This is a genomic window from Streptomyces sp. SAS_270 (assembly GCF_052543295.1).
This window is the reverse complement of sequence record NZ_JBMNDS010000052.1, coordinates 1-16,069: the sequence shown is the minus strand read 5'-3', so window position 1 is coordinate 16,069 and position 16,069 is coordinate 1. Positions and strand designations below refer to the sequence as shown.

The window sequence follows — 16,069 nt, the reverse complement described above, 5'->3', positions numbered from 1 at the left end:
CCCGGGTTCCGGTCAGCCCGCCAGCGGGTCCAGGACGAGTGGCTCGATCTTGCCCTCCAGCATGTAGCCCAGGCCCTGAACGGCGCACACGTCGGGTCGCTCGGCGATGTGCACCGGCATGCCCGTCGCGTGCCGCAGCATCTGGTCGAGCCCGGGGAGCAGGGCGCTCCCGCCGACCATCATGATCCCGCGGTCGGCGAGGTCGGCCACCAGATCGGGCGGGCAGGCGCGCAGCACCTTGCCGATGCCGTCCAGTACGGCGGTCAGCGGGGTCTGGATGGCATCGCGTACGGCAGCGGTGTCGACCTGCACGGAGCGGGCGAGGCCGGTGGCCACGTCCCGACCGTGGATCTCCGTCGAGGCGGGGCCGTGCGGGGTGAGCCCGTTTCCGGAGAGTGCCAGCTGCAGCGGCCGTACCGCCTGACTCGGCAGCATCAGCTCGTGCTGGTGGCGCAGGTGCTGCACGATCGCGTGGTCGACGGCCTCGCCGCCCACCGGGATGCGCTCGGCCGTGACGATCGAGCCCAGCGAGAGCACGGCGAGCTGGGTCGCGGCGGCGCCGCACACCATGATCATGGTGGCCTCGGGCTGCTCCACGGGCAGTCCGCAGCCGACGGCCGCCGCGATGAGCGTGTCGACGAGCTCCACCCGGCGGGCGCCGAGGCCGACGAGCGTCTCGATCGCCGCGCGCTGCGCGAGCGGGTCCGCGTCGTGCGGGGTGCAGGCCGCCGCCCGCAGCCGCGGCTTGCGGCGCAGGGCGCGGCGCGCCTTGTCGCCGATCAGGTGGCGCAGCATGCGCTGCGCCATCTCGATGTCGACGACCGTGCCGCCGGACACCGGCCGCACCACCCGGATGTAGTCCGGCGTACGGCCCGTCATCTTCTCCGCGAACTCGCCGACGGCGATCAGCGCACCCGTCTTCGTGTTCACCGCGGCGACGCTCGGCTGATCGACGACCAGCCCCGCGCCCTTCACGTACACGCGGGTCCTTGCCGCACCCAGGTCGACGGCGAAGTGGCAGCGGCGCAGCTGCTCCAGACTGGCGGTCATGGCAGATCCTCCCGAGAGCGCAGACCGTACGGGCCCGCCGGGTGGCGGTCCTCTCTCGCATCGTGCGGGCCCTGACGGGGCGTCGCCTTTTGTGGGGGGCCGGGTGGGGTGCCGCTGGACGGGTGTATTTGTCCGTAATGTCCGAAATAAAGAAGAACGGTGAGGGGGAGCCGAAGGAGCACTCAGTCGGCGCGGACCGCTTCGAGTACCGGCTCCAGCGAGGCCACGGTCAGCTCGCAGCCGGCCTCGACGAGTCGCAGCCTGGCCTGCTGCCCGGGGGCGTAGCCGAGGACGGGGAGGCCGATGGCGCGCGCCGCGGTGATCTCCGTGACGGAGGAGGTGATCAGCAGGGCGTCCGAGGGTGCGGTGCCCAGCCGGCTCAGGGCGCGCAGCAGGCTGAAGGGGTCCGGGGTGAGGAGCGTGAGGTCGTCGGCGCGGCCGTGGGCTCCGCCCGGCACCGAGGCCATGAGATCCCGGGACTCCAGGTACGTCAGGAGGGCGCCGGTGGAGATGTCCGAGACGACGGCGGCCGGCGGGCCCAGGGTGCCGAGCGCGCGGATCAGCGAGGCGGCGTGCGGGGTGGGGCGCGCCGAGCGGACGGCGCGCTCCTCCACTCGGTGGAGTGCCTGGCGCAGGTCGGCGCCCAGACGGTGGTGTGCCAGCGCACGCAGCAGGTCCAGCGGATCGGGTGCCTCGTCCCGACGGGACCGGAGGGTGCTCTGCGACAGCAGCCGTTCTCCGCTCAACGCCTCGTCGGGGTGCCGGAGTTCGACGACGAGCGCCACGAGGTCCTGGACGGCCTGCTCCGATGCCTGCCGGGTGTACAGCCGGGCCACGGGCCCGTCGAAGCCGAGGAGTACGGCCTCGGCGGCGTCGAGGGCGGCGGGCGCGTCCGGTGGCGGGGCCTCCGCGCGGGACGCAGCCCGCCTCGACGGCCGGGACGGTGGTGGCTCCGGCGCCGCGGGGGCAGGTTCCTCCTCCGCGGTCAGCACCACCGAACACGCCACCGACAGTCCCGGCACCGGCCACGTGTGCAGCCCGTCCCGCACCGCGAGCTGCGCCGCGCCTGCCCGGCGCAGCGGATGCCGCCGGGTGAGACGTCCGGCCGTCTTGACCAGATGGTCGAGCAGGCGCCCGGACACGCCACTGGTCTCGCCGCCTACGAAGGACACCGGGTCGTCGACGTACCACGACAGCTCCACGGACGCGGCGAACGACCCCCCTCCGGCGCTCGGCAGGGACAGCCGGTGCGAGGCCCGGCGGGTGGTGAGGTCGACCTCGTAGTACGTGACGGGGGTGTACGCGGGGCGCGTGCCGAGGGGACGGTCAGGGGTGAGGAGGGTCAGTCTGCCGTCGGACCTGCTGCGCACGACGGCCGTACGGCCCGGCTCGGGTGAGGGGATCGCCTGGAGGTCGCGCGTCGTGAACGGGCCCTGCGCCAGATCATGTTGCTCGGGATCCGCCACGGTCGCGGTGATGTTCAGCGAGCAGTACCAGGCGATGGCCGGGCCGGCGGCCGAGCCACGGTGCACGGGCCGGAACGAGTGCCCGCCGACGAGATCGACACCGCTCGCGGTCAACTCCTCGTGCAGAGCGGGGGAGAGGACGACCACGAGGTCCGCCGTCGAGTTCGCGAGGGCGGCTTCCAGGTCGGGTTGCCTGGTCGGCACGCCGGGCCGGGCGAAGTGCGCGGTGTGCCAGAACGTGAGCCGGACTCTCGGTGTGTCCTCCAACTCCGTGAGCAGATGGGACAGTTCGCGAAACACCTCGTCCAGGATGGGCAGTACGGATGTATCGGGCTCGGTGATCACCACGTAGCCGTTGTCGCGCGCGAGCACCTCGTACGCGTTCGAGGCCAGGTCGCTGAGCGAGAGCAGCCGGGTGAGCGTGCGGCCCAGGACGTCGTACGCCGCCGGATGGTCCCCGGGCTCCGTGAACTCGGCGACGACCGTGGAACGACCACGCTCCGGCGCGGCCCGCAGCTCGCGGTAGAGCGCCAGCATGGTGGGATTGGGCTCGCTGTGCTGCTGCTCCCGGTGCGTCTCGTACGCCTCGTACGACGCCATCGCATCCGTTATCCGGCCCAGGCCCTTGAGAGCGAGGATGTGCAGCCGGCGAAAGTCCTCGCGTTTGGGGTGCTCCTGGAGGAGGGCGGCGAGGTCGGACTCCGCCCGCTCGAAGTCGCCCAGCTCCAGGTCGAGTTCGGCGCGGGTGGCGCAGAGGGACAGGCGCAGGGCGCGCAGCCGGGTGCGCGTTGCCTTGGCGGCGGGGCCTGGGGCGCCGTCCAGGGGTTCACCGTGCCAGAGGGCCAGGGCGTACTTGATGGCCTCGCGCGCCGCTGCGGGATCGCCCTCGTCCCGGCGGGACTTGGCCGTGGCGACAAGGTCTTCGCAGCGGTTGATGTCGATGGTGGACGGGGGTGCGAGCAGGGCGTAGCCGTCGGTGGTGGTGGCGAGGGCGCCAGGGCCGAGGGCCCGTCGGAGTACGGAGGCATGAGCGGCCAGAGCCTGGGCCGGGCGGCCGTCGGGAGGCTGCCGCTCCCGCAGACCCGCGATGAGGTCGTCGTACGAAACCGTCCTGCCATGCCTCAGTAGCAGCATGGCGAGCAGGGCCCTCTCCTCCGGGGGAAGCGAGGGCAGCGCCTGGTCACCCCGGCTGACGCGTACCGGGCCGAGCAGGCGGTAGCGGAGCCGGTCCGCGGCGGCGGCGTCCAGGATCTCATTGAAGGAGGGGGACAGGAGCAGGTCCAGGCCCTGGCGCTGCACGTCCGGATTCGCCGAGCCGAGGGAGTGGGAGACAGCGGTGAACAACGGCCCGCGCTCATGGGGCACATGTGGGGAGGGATTCGGCTCGTTCACTCCGGACAACTTGATCAGCATCCATCCGAAGTCGTTCAGATCCTTGGAAATGTCGTCCGCGTCCGTTGGCATCATGGCGAAGCGGGTGATCTTGACACCGCCGTCCGGGTCCAACTGAAGGCTGTTCGGCGTGAAACGGCCGTGCGCTGTACCGGATTCGTGTACGGCCTTCAGGCCGCGCGCGACCTGCCGGGCCAGCGGCGCGAGCATCGTGAAGGGCAGCCGGAAGCCGCCCTGAGCGGTCAGCTCGGCGAGCGTCACCCCTTCGACGAATTCCGTGACGAGATACGGGACGCCGCGCTCGATGCCGAAGTCGCGGACCGTGACGATGTTCCGATGGTCGATCTCCGCGAGTTGTTGCGCCCTCTCCATGAACTGCTGATGGTTCCGCGCCGCGGAGTACTCGTACGCCGCCACCACCCTGTCAAGCCGCGTGTCCTTCGCCTCCCATACCTGCGGCGAGCCCCGCCCCAGCCGCCGCAGGAGCCGATACCTCCCCAGAAGCAGCGCCTCGGCGCCGCCTCCGCGGCCCCCCAACCGCCGCACACTCTCCTCCCGCACCGCCGCGAACGGCTCGCCCGCGGACGCCGGGGAGTCGCCGCCCGGTGCCAGCACCGGGAAGTCACCGGCGGCCACTCCCGCTCGCGCGTCGATCAACGCGCCTACCCGGGCAAGGAGTTCGGACGTACGGCCATGGGCGGAGCGGGGCAGGGTGCGCAGGAGGAGGGGGCGGACGCCCGGGCGGAAGGCGTACGCGTCCGGGCCGGCCCCGGTGTGGGTGAGCAGGCCGCTGAGGATGACCTCCGCGAGGTGCTGAGGCTGGGGCCGACGTTCGATCGCCGCCTGGACCAGGCGCATGACCGGCAACTGGGGCTGCCCGACGGCGAGATGGCCGGCGAGACGGAAGGCCTCGGGGGAGGCGAGCGAGCGGAAGCGCAGGACCAGCTCCTCGGGGGAGAGCCGCTCCACGTCGCCCCGGCCTCGCTCGTCCACCGGGGCGGGCGGCGGCGTGGGACCCAACAGGCCTACGGAGCCCGGGAGTCGGCCCGCCCCGGCCACCAGTGACGACCAGTTCGCCAGCCAGGGCGCGGCGGGTTCCAGGACGGGCAGCGGGAGCACGCCGGAAGGGAGGTCCTCGGTGAGGTAGGAGTCCACGGTGTACGTGGCGTTCGGCGCCGCGGGCCACGGCGCGCCGAGCCGCGCGGGCTCGGCGGGCAGCGCGGTGGTGCGCCACAGCCGCTCCGGCAGCGGCTGGACCACGGCGACCGGCATCCGCGCCGCCCAGCGCCGCAGCGTACGGTACCAGCGGGCGCCCGCCGCGCCGCCCCGCCACTGCGGGCCCATGCAGTCGCTGACCAGCAGCGTGACCGTGCGCCCGGCGGCGTACGACTCCTGCGAGCCCGGACGCCGTACCGTCCCGTCGGCGTCCAGCCGGTGCAGCTCCACCGTGCGGAACACACCCGACTGGACCAGGGTCGTGTGCAGTTCGCGGACGAGCGGGCGCCAGACGGGCATGGTCGGACCGCTGTCGTGCACCAGGTGCAGGGTCAGCCAGCGTTCGGACACGGGACGCAGCACCGGCAGCCACCACTGCGGGGCCGCGCCGAGCCCCGCGATCCGGTGCGCGGTCGCCTCCTCGTCGAGCTCCTGACCGACGGGCGCGGGCACCCGGCGCTTGAGCGGGCGCAGGGTGCGTTGCAGGGCGAGGGGGTGGGACAGCATCGGGGGCGCGGGGGCGAGCAGGGTGGTGAACGAGCCGACGGGGTCGTCCGCGTCCCGGCCTCCCGGCAGCCTCAACGGCACGCGTGAGGCGGGAAGTCGGGGCGCCGGAGCGGGCGGTGGTGCTGACGGCGGCGTGGGGGCGGGCTGGGGGTCCGGCTGCGCGGAGGCGGGTTGCGGTGGGGCGGGGGCGTCAGAGGTGGCGAGAGTGGCGGGACGGGCCTCTTCCGGGACCGGGTCGCCGGGGGGCATCTTCCCCGCGAGCCACAGCAGTTCGGCCAGTTCCACGGAGGTCGGCCGCGCCCCGCCCCCGGCCCGGCCGAGCAGGGCGGCGAACCGGTCGACGCTCCCGCCACCGGGGTCAGAACTCATCGTCGTCCCGAGGCCCGCTCAGATACGGCATCAGCTGCTCGGCCAGTTCGTCGCGGGAGTCCGCGTCGATGCCCGCCGCGCCGGTGAGATAGATGGCGTTGAGAAGCTGGTCGGTGGCGAGGTCGCCGCCGGTGCCGCGGGAGAGGAAGCGGGCGATCAGCTCGCGGGCGTAGGCGTCGGGCTCGCCCAGATGGGCGCGGACGATGGACTCCAGGTGGGCGTCGCGGGGCTGGTGGAGTTCGAGGCGGACACAGCGCCGCAGAAAGGCGGGCGGGAACTCGCGTTCGCCGTTGCTGGTGAGGACCACGAAGGGGAAGGCGCGGCAGCGGACGCGTCCGCGGGAGACGGTGACACGGTCGTCGGTGCCGTCGACCATCACCTCCGCGTCGGGAGTGTGACGCGCGGCGCGGGCCAGCTCGGGAATCTCGTACTGGCCCTCCTCCAGGATGTTCAGCAGGTCGTTGGGCAGGTCCAGGTCGCTCTTGTCGATCTCGTCGATGAGCAGCGCGCGCGGACGGCCGTAGGGGAGCAGCGCGGTGCCCAGCGGGCCCAGCCGCAGATGGTCCTGGAGCGCGCCGTCGGCGGGCAGTTCGCGGGCGGCGGAGCGCCCGGCGGCGTAGAGGCGGGACAGCGGGTCGTACTGGTAGAGGCCGTCGTGGAGCGTGGTGCGGCTGGTGATGTTCCAGCGCAGGACCGGGCCGAGCCGCAGCTCCCTGGCCACCGCGTACGCCAGGCTCGACTTGCCGCTGCCGGGCGGGCCCGTCACCAGCAGCGGACGGCGCAGGTACAGGGCCGCGTTGACGAGTTGGACCGCGCGGTCCGTGGCACGGTAGGTGCGGGCGCGGTGCCTGCGGTCCGGGGACGTGGCCGAGGTGTCGCCGCCCTCCGCGGGGGTCTCCAGCTCCGGTCCGCCGTCGAAGGCGCGCCACGGCGGCGGTGCGGGAAGGTCCGCGATGCCGTCGTGGGGCTCGCTCCCACCCGTGTAGACGGGCCACAGGGACATGCTCTCTCCTTGCTGCGTACCGGATGCCGGCTGTCCGAGGCGGGCAGGCCGCTCAGCCGACGGGGTTGTGCAGATAGCCGACCGGGTCGGGCAGACATCTGGGGTCCTCCCAGAGCAGCGCCAGGTCGTGCGCCCAGTGCGGTTCCGGCGCGTCCGAGGCGTACGCCGTCTCGCGCAACTCGTGGATGTGGAAGGGGAGTTCGCCCGGCGGGAGACCTGCCAAATGTTCGGCGAGGTGGTCCAGGAACACGGCGCCCGTGCAGTCCCCGTGGGTTCCGCCGCGGTGCTCGCCCCGGCAGCCCGTGCGCGGCCAGAGCATCACCGGCACGGCCGCGTTCAGGCTCGCCTGGAACAGCCGCCGGGTGCCGTCCGCGCGGGGCGGGGCGCCGAAGCCCACCATGTCCGCGCCGCGCCGCAGGCCGATGGTCAGCTTCACCGGGTCCTGCCCCACGGACGCGCAGTCGATGCGGTGCAGCCTGGCCGCCGGCTCGGCGTCGAGGCGTCGCCACTTCTGCAGCAGCTTGTGCTGGAGGCCGCCGCTGCGCCGCCGCTCCAGGTCCATCACGACGAGCGGTGCGAACGAGCCGAGCGGGCTGTCGTCGTCGGCGCTGCGCTTCCAGTGCGCCACGTCCGCGTTGAGCCAGCGGCGCGGCAGCACGAACGCGATCAACTCCCGTGCCCCCGGCTCCAGTTCGTGGTAGGCCTCGTCGATGCGCTCCAGGACGTAGGGGCGGACGCCGTCGACAGGGAGCGGGCGCGAACCGACGACGCGGCGGTGCCGGCCGTTGTACGCCGACACCTCGACCAGGAACTGGCCCTCGCCGCAGCCGCTGGGTGCGATCTCGACGAGGATCGGGGACCAGCCGGGCGCCGTGGTGCGCGGCCTCGGGGGTTCCGGGGTGCGCCGGGGGCGCGGCCAGGAGCGCAGGGCGCCCCGGGTCGGCGTGTCCTCCACGAAGTCGGCGAGCCGCGCGGCGAACCGGGCGGCGGCCTCGCTGTCCGGCACCTCGGAGAGCAGGTACCAGGCCGCGTCCCAGAGCGAGGCGAAGCCGTGCGACGGCAGCGGCGGGCCGAGCGGGCCCACCGCGTCCTGGTACAGCCGCTCGGGCCCGCAGCGCGCTCCTCCCCGCTCCGCGACCGCCTCGATGAGCTGCCGAAGCCGCTCCTTGTCGCCCCGCCCGTACTCCGGTGTCGGGATCAGTTCGCCAAGGCGCGGCCAGTAGCGGGCCATGACATGGGCGGGCAGCATCCGGCCGTTGCGGATCTCGGGGCTGCGCGCGGCCGCGGAGACCATGCCCACGACGCGTCCGGTGTCCGCGAGAGTCACCGCGGCGCCGCTGAACCCGGGCACGAGCGGCTGCCCGTGCGCGGCCCACGCCTCCAGCTGCACCCACTGACCGGCGATCAACTGGTTGGCGGTGGCCCGGTATTCGGCGAGCGTGCCCTCGTCGAACCGCTTGGGGAAGCCGTACGCCAGAAGCCGGCGCGGTGGGTCGCCGTACGCGTCGGACGGCGTCGCGAACTCGGCGGGCTTCAGCGGGACGGGGCGGTCGAGTTCGAGTACGGCGACGTCGCCGGGGTCGGTCTCCCGGCCCTCCCAGCCGCCGTGCGCGACGACCTGCGCGGGAAGGTCCCGCTCGCCCTGCGCGAAGGAGATGCCGACCGCGTCGGTGCGGCTGCGGGCGACCACGTGTGCGCAGGTCAGGACGTGCCGGTCGGTGACCAGGAACCCGGCGCCGGTCTCCCGCCCGCAGCTGATCCTGGCATGCCAGGAGGCGTTGGTCATGCCTGCGGTGAGGGTTCCGGGGAGCTGTCGGTGGGCCCGGGCGACCAGGAGAGCTTGACCACCAGGTGGCCCTCGACCGCGCTCTTGGCGATCAGGGCGCCCGCCTCGGCGGTGAGCTTCACCCCGAACTCGATCTCCACGGAGTCGGGGCGCAGACTGCCGTCGCGGAACACGCGCAGCGCGGACTCGGCGGCAGCCCGCACGCCCTCCAGCGACCCTTCGAAGGTGCGCGCCGCCTGGACGGTCCCGTCGTTCCGGGCGACGAGCCGGGAGCCGGACTCGTCCTCGGCGGTCTCGACGACGACGGGCGTTCCGTCATGGGTCCTGAACTCGACCAGTCCGTCCATGGTGCCTCGAACCCCCGTCGTCTGTGACCTCCGGCATCTCCATTGTTACGGACGGTACTTGGGGCTGTCCCGGTTTCCGCGCCGCTCACAACGGCCCCCCGCCGTTGGCGGGAACACGCCAGGGCGCCTTCCCGCCAGCCCCGGCCGGCGCTTCCGCGACACAAGCGCCCCGACACTCTTCGCAGCACCCCGACACCACCCCGTGGGCGAGGAGAGGCATCGATGACCCGAGGACCGGGAGCAGGACGAGCAAGACGCGGAACAGCTCTGCTGGCGACGGGAGTTGTGCTGGCCCTGCTGCCCGCGGGGCAGGCGCGGGCCGCGCGGGACGCCGACACCCAGGGGCCGACGCGCACGGCGGGCACCGCCCGCACCGCCCAGACCGTCACCCTCGTCACCGGCGACAAGGTGACCGTCACCGACCTCGCCGACGGGAAGAAGACGGTCGCCGTGACGCGGCCCGAGGGGGCCGGCGGAGCGGTGCGGACACAGGTGGCGAACGGCGCCGTCACCGTCGTACCGGACGAGGCGCTGCCGTATCTGCGGGCGGGCACCCTCGACCGGCGGCTGTTCGACGTGAGCGGGCTGATACGGCAGGGGCTCACCGACCGGAAGACGGCCGAGCTGCCGCTGATCGTGACGTACAAGGGGAAGACGAAGGGCGCGACCCCGCGCGGGGCCGAGCGGACGCGGGCGCTGCCGAGCATTCGCGGCGCGGCCCTCGACGCGGACAAGGGGCGGACGTTCTGGCGGGCCGTGACCGATGGCGATGCGGGTATCGGCAAGGTCTGGCTCGACGGGCGCGTCAGCGCGGACATGGCCGAGAGCAACGCGCAGATCGGTACGGCGAAGGCCTGGGAGGCCGGGCTCACGGGCAAGGGTGTCACGGTCGCCGTCCTCGACACCGGCGTGGACGTCGGCCATCCCGACCTGGCGCAGAGGGTCTCCGCGACCAAGAGCTTCATCGAGGGGCAGGAGGTCGCCGACCGCAACGGGCACGGCACGCACGTCACTTCGACCGTCGGCGGCAGCGGTGCCGCCTCGGACGGCAAGGAGCGCGGCGTCGCGCCCGGGGCGACGCTCGCCGTCGGCAAGGTGCTCAGCGACCAGGGCTCGGGCAGCGAGTCGCAGATCATCGCCGGCATGGAGTGGGCCGCGCGGGACGTGCACGCCAAGGTGATCTCCATGAGCCTCGGCTCGACCGAGCCGAGCGACGGCACCGACCCCATGGCCGCCGCGGTCGACACGCTCTCCGCGGAGACCGGCGCGCTCTTCGTCATCGCCGCCGGCAACACCGGCGCCCCGTCCTCCATCGGCTCGCCCGGCGCCGCCGACTCCGCGCTGACCGTCGGCGCGGTCGACTCCGCCGACGAGGCCGCCTACTTCACCAGCGCCGGACCGCGCTACGGCGACAACGCGCTCAAGCCCGACATCTCCGCGCCCGGCGTCGACATCCTCGCCGCCCGCTCCGGGCTCGTGGATGGCAGTGGCTACTACACCTCCATGAGCGGTACGTCGATGGCGACCCCGCATGTCGCGGGCGTGGCCGCGCTGCTCGCGGAGAAGCACCCCGACTGGAGCGGTGCGCGGCTCAAGGACGCGCTGATGTCGACGTCGAAGCAACTGGACGCCTCTGCCTATGTGTTGGGCGCGGGGCGGGTCAGTGTGCCCGACGTGGTCGGGTCGGCCGTCACGGCCACCGGGAGCGCGGATCTCGGGTTCTACGGCTGGCCCTACGACGCGAACGAGCCGGTCACGAGGACACTGACGTACACCAACTCCTCCGACGCGGCAGTCGAGTTGAGCCTTGCCGTGCAGGGCGGTTCCGACGGTGTCGCCACGCTCGCCGATTCCACGCTCACGGTGCCCGCGCACGGCACCGCGTCCACCACCGTGACCGGAGACGGCGCCAAGGCCCCTGTGGGGCAGACCAGTGGGCAGATCGTGGCGTCCGCCGCCGGCCGCCCTGTCGCGCACACCGTGTTCGGGCTGGTCAAGGAGGAGGAGCGGTACACGCTCACCGTGCACGTCAAGGACCGTGAAGGTGACCCGACGGCGGCCGACGTGGCGGTGCAGCGGCTGGCGGCAGGCGTCGACCCGTACAGCGCGGCCGTGGGCGACTCCGGCACCCTGAAGCTGCGGCTGGCCCCGGGCACGTACAGCCTGACGTCCTTCCTCGACGTGCACGGCAGCCACGGCACGGACTCGCTGGGACTCGGCTTTCTCGCGGCCCCGGAGATCACCCTCGACCGGGATCGTGAAGTCACCCTGGACGCACAGAAGTTGCGGGAGGTGCGGGCAAAGGTCGAGCAGCGCACCGAGACCCGGCAGCTGCTGATGGAGTACGACCGCAACGCGGGCGGCTCCGACCTGTTCGGCGCCGTCCAGGTGCCCGTCAAGTACGACAGCGTCTTCGCCGCGCCGACCGCGAAGGTCACGAAGGGCGACTTCGAGTACCGCACCGTGTGGCGGCTCGGAAAGCCGTTGCTGCAGGTCAAGGGGGTCGGCGAGGCGGTCGTCCAGCCCGGCGGCACCCTCGTCGAGGGGCGCAGCAGGCTGCCGCTCGTCGACGTCGGGACCGGGCCGTTCACCGGCGTGAAGGGCAAGGCGGTTCTCGCGCGGCTCACCGAGGGCGTCGAGCCCGGTGCGCTCGCCCGGGCCGCGCAGGACGCGGGCGCCGGGGCGCTGTTCGTGACGGACGATGCGGCCGGGCGGCTGAACGCCTGGTTCGGGACGGACGACGGCGCCGACCGGCCGCTGCAGATCGCCACGGTGAACACGGCCGACGCGGCCAGGCTGAGGGCAACGGCACGGGTCGAGATGACCGGCACCCGCAACACGCCCTACGTGTACGACCTTTCGCAGGGGCACCGCGGCGCCGTCCCGAAGGGCGACCTGACGTACGAGCCGAGGAAGGGCGAACTCGCCACGGTGGACACGAGGTTCCACGCCGTGAAGCCCGCCTCGGGCAGCGAGTTCCGGTACTCGATCACCGACGCCTTCCCCATCGGCATCGGCTTCCAGGAGCGGATCGACTATCCGGCCGAGCGCACCGACCACGTCTCCACCACCCCTGGCCAGCTCTGGCACGAGTCCGTGACCGTCGGCGACGGCGCCCTGGAGGAGCGCAGCGGTCTGATCGACTACCGAGGCGGCTCGCACACGGCACGGAACTGGTTCAAGCCCGTCTGGCACCCCTGGCTCGGCACCGGACTCGGCTGGGGCCAGCAGCGCTCGGGCAACGTCCTGCAGTTCAACACGCCCGGCTGGGGCGACTCCGGGCCCGACCACACCGGCTTCGGCGACGTGTGGAGCCAGGAGAGCGGCATGACCCAGTACACGGAGGTGTACCGGGACGGCACCCTGATCGACCGGCGCACGAGCTCGGGCGCCTACGACTGGGAGGCACCCGCCGACGAGCACACCTACAAGGTCGCCACCGACACCACCCTCGACCCCGACCGCTGGAGGCTCTCCACGAAGGGCCACTCCGAGTGGACCTTCAGGTCGTCGGCCACACCCGACGACCGCTGGACCTTCCTGCCCCTGCTCAACCTCGGCTACGACATCGACACCGACCTCGCCGGCGATGTGCGCGGCGGCGGCCGGGTGCCCGTCGGGGTCTTCGCCGAGTACGTGAAGGGCGCCCCGGACACCGGGACGATCGGCCGCGGCAGGCTCGAAGTGTCCTACGACGACGGGAAGTCGTGGACGTCGGTGACCCTGGACGGCCGTGGCGCCAGGTGGAAGGGGACGCTGACCGTGCCGCGCGGCGCGGAGTACGTCTCGCTGCGGGCCTCGGCCGGTGACGACCGGGGCGGCACGGTCAGCCAGGAGATCATCAGGGCGGTGGGGGTGAGGTAACCGGCCCGTCGGACGAGTGGCGCCGCACGCCGCGGACCACCCCCAGGTCCACCAGGTCCTGGGGGCGGATCCGGAGTTGGTCCGCCGTGGGGCGCACCTCGTGCGCCGGGCGCTTGAGGATCGCGGCCGCGAGCTCCGGTGCGATGACGGAGAAGTAACTGTCCGGCGTGGCCCAGGTGTTGCCCGGCGCCGCCAGTGCGAGAGCGCCGCCCGATCCGCCCTCGCCGATCACCAGCGTGGTGACCGGCGTACGGGCGGTGGCCACCGCGGCGAACAGGTCCGCGATCGCGGAGCCCACGCCCTGCCGCTCCGCGTCCGCGTCGTTCGCGGCACCCGGCGTGTCCACCAACGTCAGCACAGGGATGCCGAGTCGACCGGCGAGCCGGATCAGCCGGGCCGCCGTACGGTATCCGGCGGGGCGAGTCGCGGTGCCGCACTGGGCGGCGTACGCGACGGTCCGCGTCCCGTGCTCGTCGGTGTGCTCGCCGAAACCGCACAGCATGCCGGCGTCCGTGCCGCCGCAGCGGTCGCCACTGAGGGCCGCGCGCCGCGTGAAGTAGTCGTCCAAGTAGGCCTGCGCGCGCGGGTGTTGTGGACTGCGGGCGCGCAGCACCGCGTCCCAGCCGGTGGCGGGCAGACCGGTGGCGCCGAGGGCATAGGGGGCGGGTGCGGCCCCGCCTGAGGGCCGGGTGAGCAGGCCCAGCCACAGCGCCACCGTCTCCCGCAGCTCGCCCTCGCCCACGACGGCGTCGACCGCGCCCGCGGCCCACTGCGCCTCGGCCGTGTACGCCGCCGGGTCCGCGTCGGGCGGCCGGACCCGGGAGCCCGCGAAGCCCACCTGCGCGCCCGGCAGCGCCAGCGTCACGTCGGCGCCCGCGCCCAGCGTCGCCCAGCCGCCGCCCGTCGTCGGGTCCCGCAACACGGCGATCTGCGGCAGCCCGGCCTCCCGGGTGAGCGCCGACTGCCGTGCCACGCGCTGGAGTTGGGTCAGGGCGAGCATGCCCTCCTGCATCCGGCTGCCGCCCGTCGCGACGAGCGAGACGACCGGCAGCCGGTGCTCACGGGCGTAGGTGTACGCCGCTTCCAGCCGGTCGCCGGTGCGTTCGCCGAGCGAGCCGCCGAGGAAGCCGAACTCGAACGCGATCAGCACGGTCGGGGTGCCGCCGACCGTCGCGGCGGCGCAGACGACGGACTCCTCCTCACCGGTGCGGGCCGCGGCGCGGGCGCGCGAGGCGTCGTAGCCCTGCCAGGAGAGGGGGCCGTCGGGCCCCTGCTCCCCGCCGGGAGCGGGCAGTTCGCGGAAACCGTCGGGGGTGTCGATGACGAGGGCGACGGCCTCGCGGGCGGAGAAGCGCTCAGTCATTCCTGAGGTCTCGCTTCAGGATCTTGCCCATGTCGTTGCGGGGCAGGGAGGCGAGGTAGTGCACCACCCGGGGGCGTTTGTGCGGGGCGAGGCGGCGGGCGACGTGGTCGGAGAGCTCCGCGGCGAGGGCGGAGGCCGGGGGATCGTCCACCGGTACGACCCAGGCGACGATCCGCTCGCCGAGGTCGTCGTCCGGCTCGCCCGTGACGGCGGCCTCGCGCACCGCCGGGTGCTCAAGGAGGGCGTTCTCGATCTCACCGGCGCCGATCTTGTAACCGCCGCTCTTGATCAGGTCGGTGGCCTTGCGGCCGACGATCCGTACGGCGCCGTCCGTGTCGCGCACCGCCATGTCGCCGGTGCGGAACCAGCCGTCCTCGGTGAACGCGGCGGCGGTGGCGTCGGGCCGGTTCAGGTACTCGGAGAAGAGATTGGGGCCACGGACCTGGATCTCGCCGACCGTCTCACCGTCGCAGACACCGGTGGGGCTGCCGTCGGCGTCGTAACCGCCGATGAGGGACCCGTCCTCCTCGACGAGCCGCACCCCGACACCGGGCAGCGGCACCCCGACCGTCCCGGGGCGCGGCACCCCGTCCGCACGCACACTCGTGTTCATGAGGGTCTCCGTCATGCCGTACCGCTCGACGACCCTGCGTCCCGTCGCGGCCGCGATCCGCTCGTGGTCGTGCACGGGCAGCGCGGCGGAACCGGACACCAGCAGGCGCGCCCGGCCGAGCGCCTTGGCGAGTTCGGTGTCGTCGGCGAGCGCCTCGGCGAGGCGGTGGTACATCGTCGGCACCCCGAACAGCATCGTCGCGCCGTCGTTCAGCTCCCGCGCCACGCCCTGCGCGCTGAAGCGCCCCAGGTGCCGTACCGATCCGCCCCGCCGCAGCGGTCCGAGAACACCCAGGATCAGCCCGTGCACATGGAAGAGCGGCAGCCCGTGCACGAGCACGTCGTCGCCGGTCCACTGCCAGGCGTCGGCCAGTGCGTCCAGGGTCGTGGCGATCGCGCGCCGCGGGATGACGGCGCCCTTGGGCGGGCCGGTGGTGCCGGAGGTGTAGACGACGAGGGCGGGGGCGGCGGGGTCGAGGCCGACCGGCGCCGCCGCCTCGCCCCTGCCCTGCGCCTCGACGTCGACCCGCTCCAACCGGCCGACAGGATCGGGGAGTTGATCGCCAGGAGCCGCCAGCACCAGCGACGGCGCGCTGTCGGACAGGATGTGCCCGAGCTCGCTCCCGCCCGACTTGGGGTTGAGCGGTACGGCCGGAACCCCGGCGAGCAGCGCGGCCACCACCGCGACGGCTGTCTCCAGGGTCGGCGTCGCCCAGACGGCGACCCTCCCCGCGCCGCCGATCCGCGCGGCGAGCGCCCCCGCCGAGGCGTCGAGTTCCGCGTACGTCAGGGAGCGGTCGCCGAAGCGCAGGGCGGGCCGCTGCGCGACCGAGCCGTTCGCCAGGGCCGGAAAGAGGGAGGACACGCGGCGTACTCCTTGCCTGGATGTCAGGGACAACAAGACCGTTCCTACACCAGAGCCGGGGAAACCCGCCGCCGCACGGCACCCGAGCCGAACCCGAGCGCCGCTCCCTTCCTCGCCCCTCCCCTTCTTTGCCTAGGGGGTGTTTTGAAAGTCCCGCACAGCACCCACGGCGCCCGGCACGCACCCTCGCCGCACCGGCCGAAGCCCCAAGTACGTCCAGTACGAGGGCC

8 protein-coding genes are annotated in these 16,069 nt (G+C 73.4%); 1 reads left to right on the top strand and 7 read right to left on the bottom strand.

All coding sequences use genetic code 11. From position 1 onward, the window contains the following. Window positions 1–12: 12 nt before the first annotated feature. The 5 genes from ACN6LB_RS29095 to ACN6LB_RS29075 all read right to left on the bottom strand — a co-directional run bounded on the left by ACN6LB_RS29095 (window position 13) and on the right by ACN6LB_RS29075 (window position 9,135). On the bottom strand, window positions 13–1,050 hold the full coding sequence (locus ACN6LB_RS29095; RefSeq protein WP_356132918.1) for a rod shape-determining protein: 1,038 nt from the start codon (window positions 1,048–1,050) through the stop codon (window positions 13–15). A 182-nt stretch (window positions 1,051–1,232) separates the two neighbouring features. After that, window positions 1,233–5,999, bottom strand: a complete 4,767-nt coding sequence (locus ACN6LB_RS29090) for an SAV_2336 N-terminal domain-related protein (RefSeq protein ID WP_445028476.1) — start codon at window positions 5,997–5,999, stop codon at window positions 1,233–1,235. After that, window positions 5,989–7,002, bottom strand: a complete 1,014-nt coding sequence (locus ACN6LB_RS29085; RefSeq protein ID WP_445028475.1) for an AAA family ATPase — start codon at window positions 7,000–7,002, stop codon at window positions 5,989–5,991. Before ACN6LB_RS29085 ends, ACN6LB_RS29090 begins: the two co-directional genes overlap by 11 nt. Window positions 7,003–7,054: 52 nt before the next feature. Next, window positions 7,055–8,788, bottom strand: coding sequence for a VMAP-C domain-containing protein (locus tag ACN6LB_RS29080; protein ID WP_445028474.1), 1,734 nt, complete (start codon window positions 8,786–8,788; stop codon window positions 7,055–7,057). Then, window positions 8,785–9,135, bottom strand: a complete 351-nt coding sequence (locus ACN6LB_RS29075) for a CU044_2847 family protein (RefSeq protein ID WP_445028473.1) — start codon at window positions 9,133–9,135, stop codon at window positions 8,785–8,787. The genes ACN6LB_RS29080 and ACN6LB_RS29075 overlap by 4 nt, the downstream gene beginning before the upstream one ends. Window positions 9,136–9,357: 222 nt before the next feature. Here ACN6LB_RS29075 and ACN6LB_RS29070 point away from each other — a divergent pair, with 222 nt between their 5' ends. Then, the gene (locus ACN6LB_RS29070; protein ID WP_445028472.1) at window positions 9,358–12,999 is read left to right on the top strand and encodes a S8 family serine peptidase; all 3,642 of its coding nucleotides are present in this window, start codon (window positions 9,358–9,360) and stop codon (window positions 12,997–12,999) included. Here ACN6LB_RS29070 and ACN6LB_RS29065 read toward each other — a convergent pair. Continuing rightward, window positions 12,977–14,362, bottom strand: a complete 1,386-nt coding sequence (locus ACN6LB_RS29065) for a carboxyl transferase domain-containing protein (protein ID WP_445028471.1) — start codon at window positions 14,360–14,362, stop codon at window positions 12,977–12,979. The genes ACN6LB_RS29070 and ACN6LB_RS29065 overlap by 23 nt on opposite strands. Then, window positions 14,355–15,839: an acyl-CoA synthetase gene (locus ACN6LB_RS29060; protein ID WP_445028470.1), complete on the bottom strand. Its 1,485-nt coding sequence runs from the start codon at window positions 15,837–15,839 to the stop codon at window positions 14,355–14,357. Before ACN6LB_RS29060 ends, ACN6LB_RS29065 begins: the two co-directional genes overlap by 8 nt. Window positions 15,840–16,069: the final 230 nt, after the last annotated feature.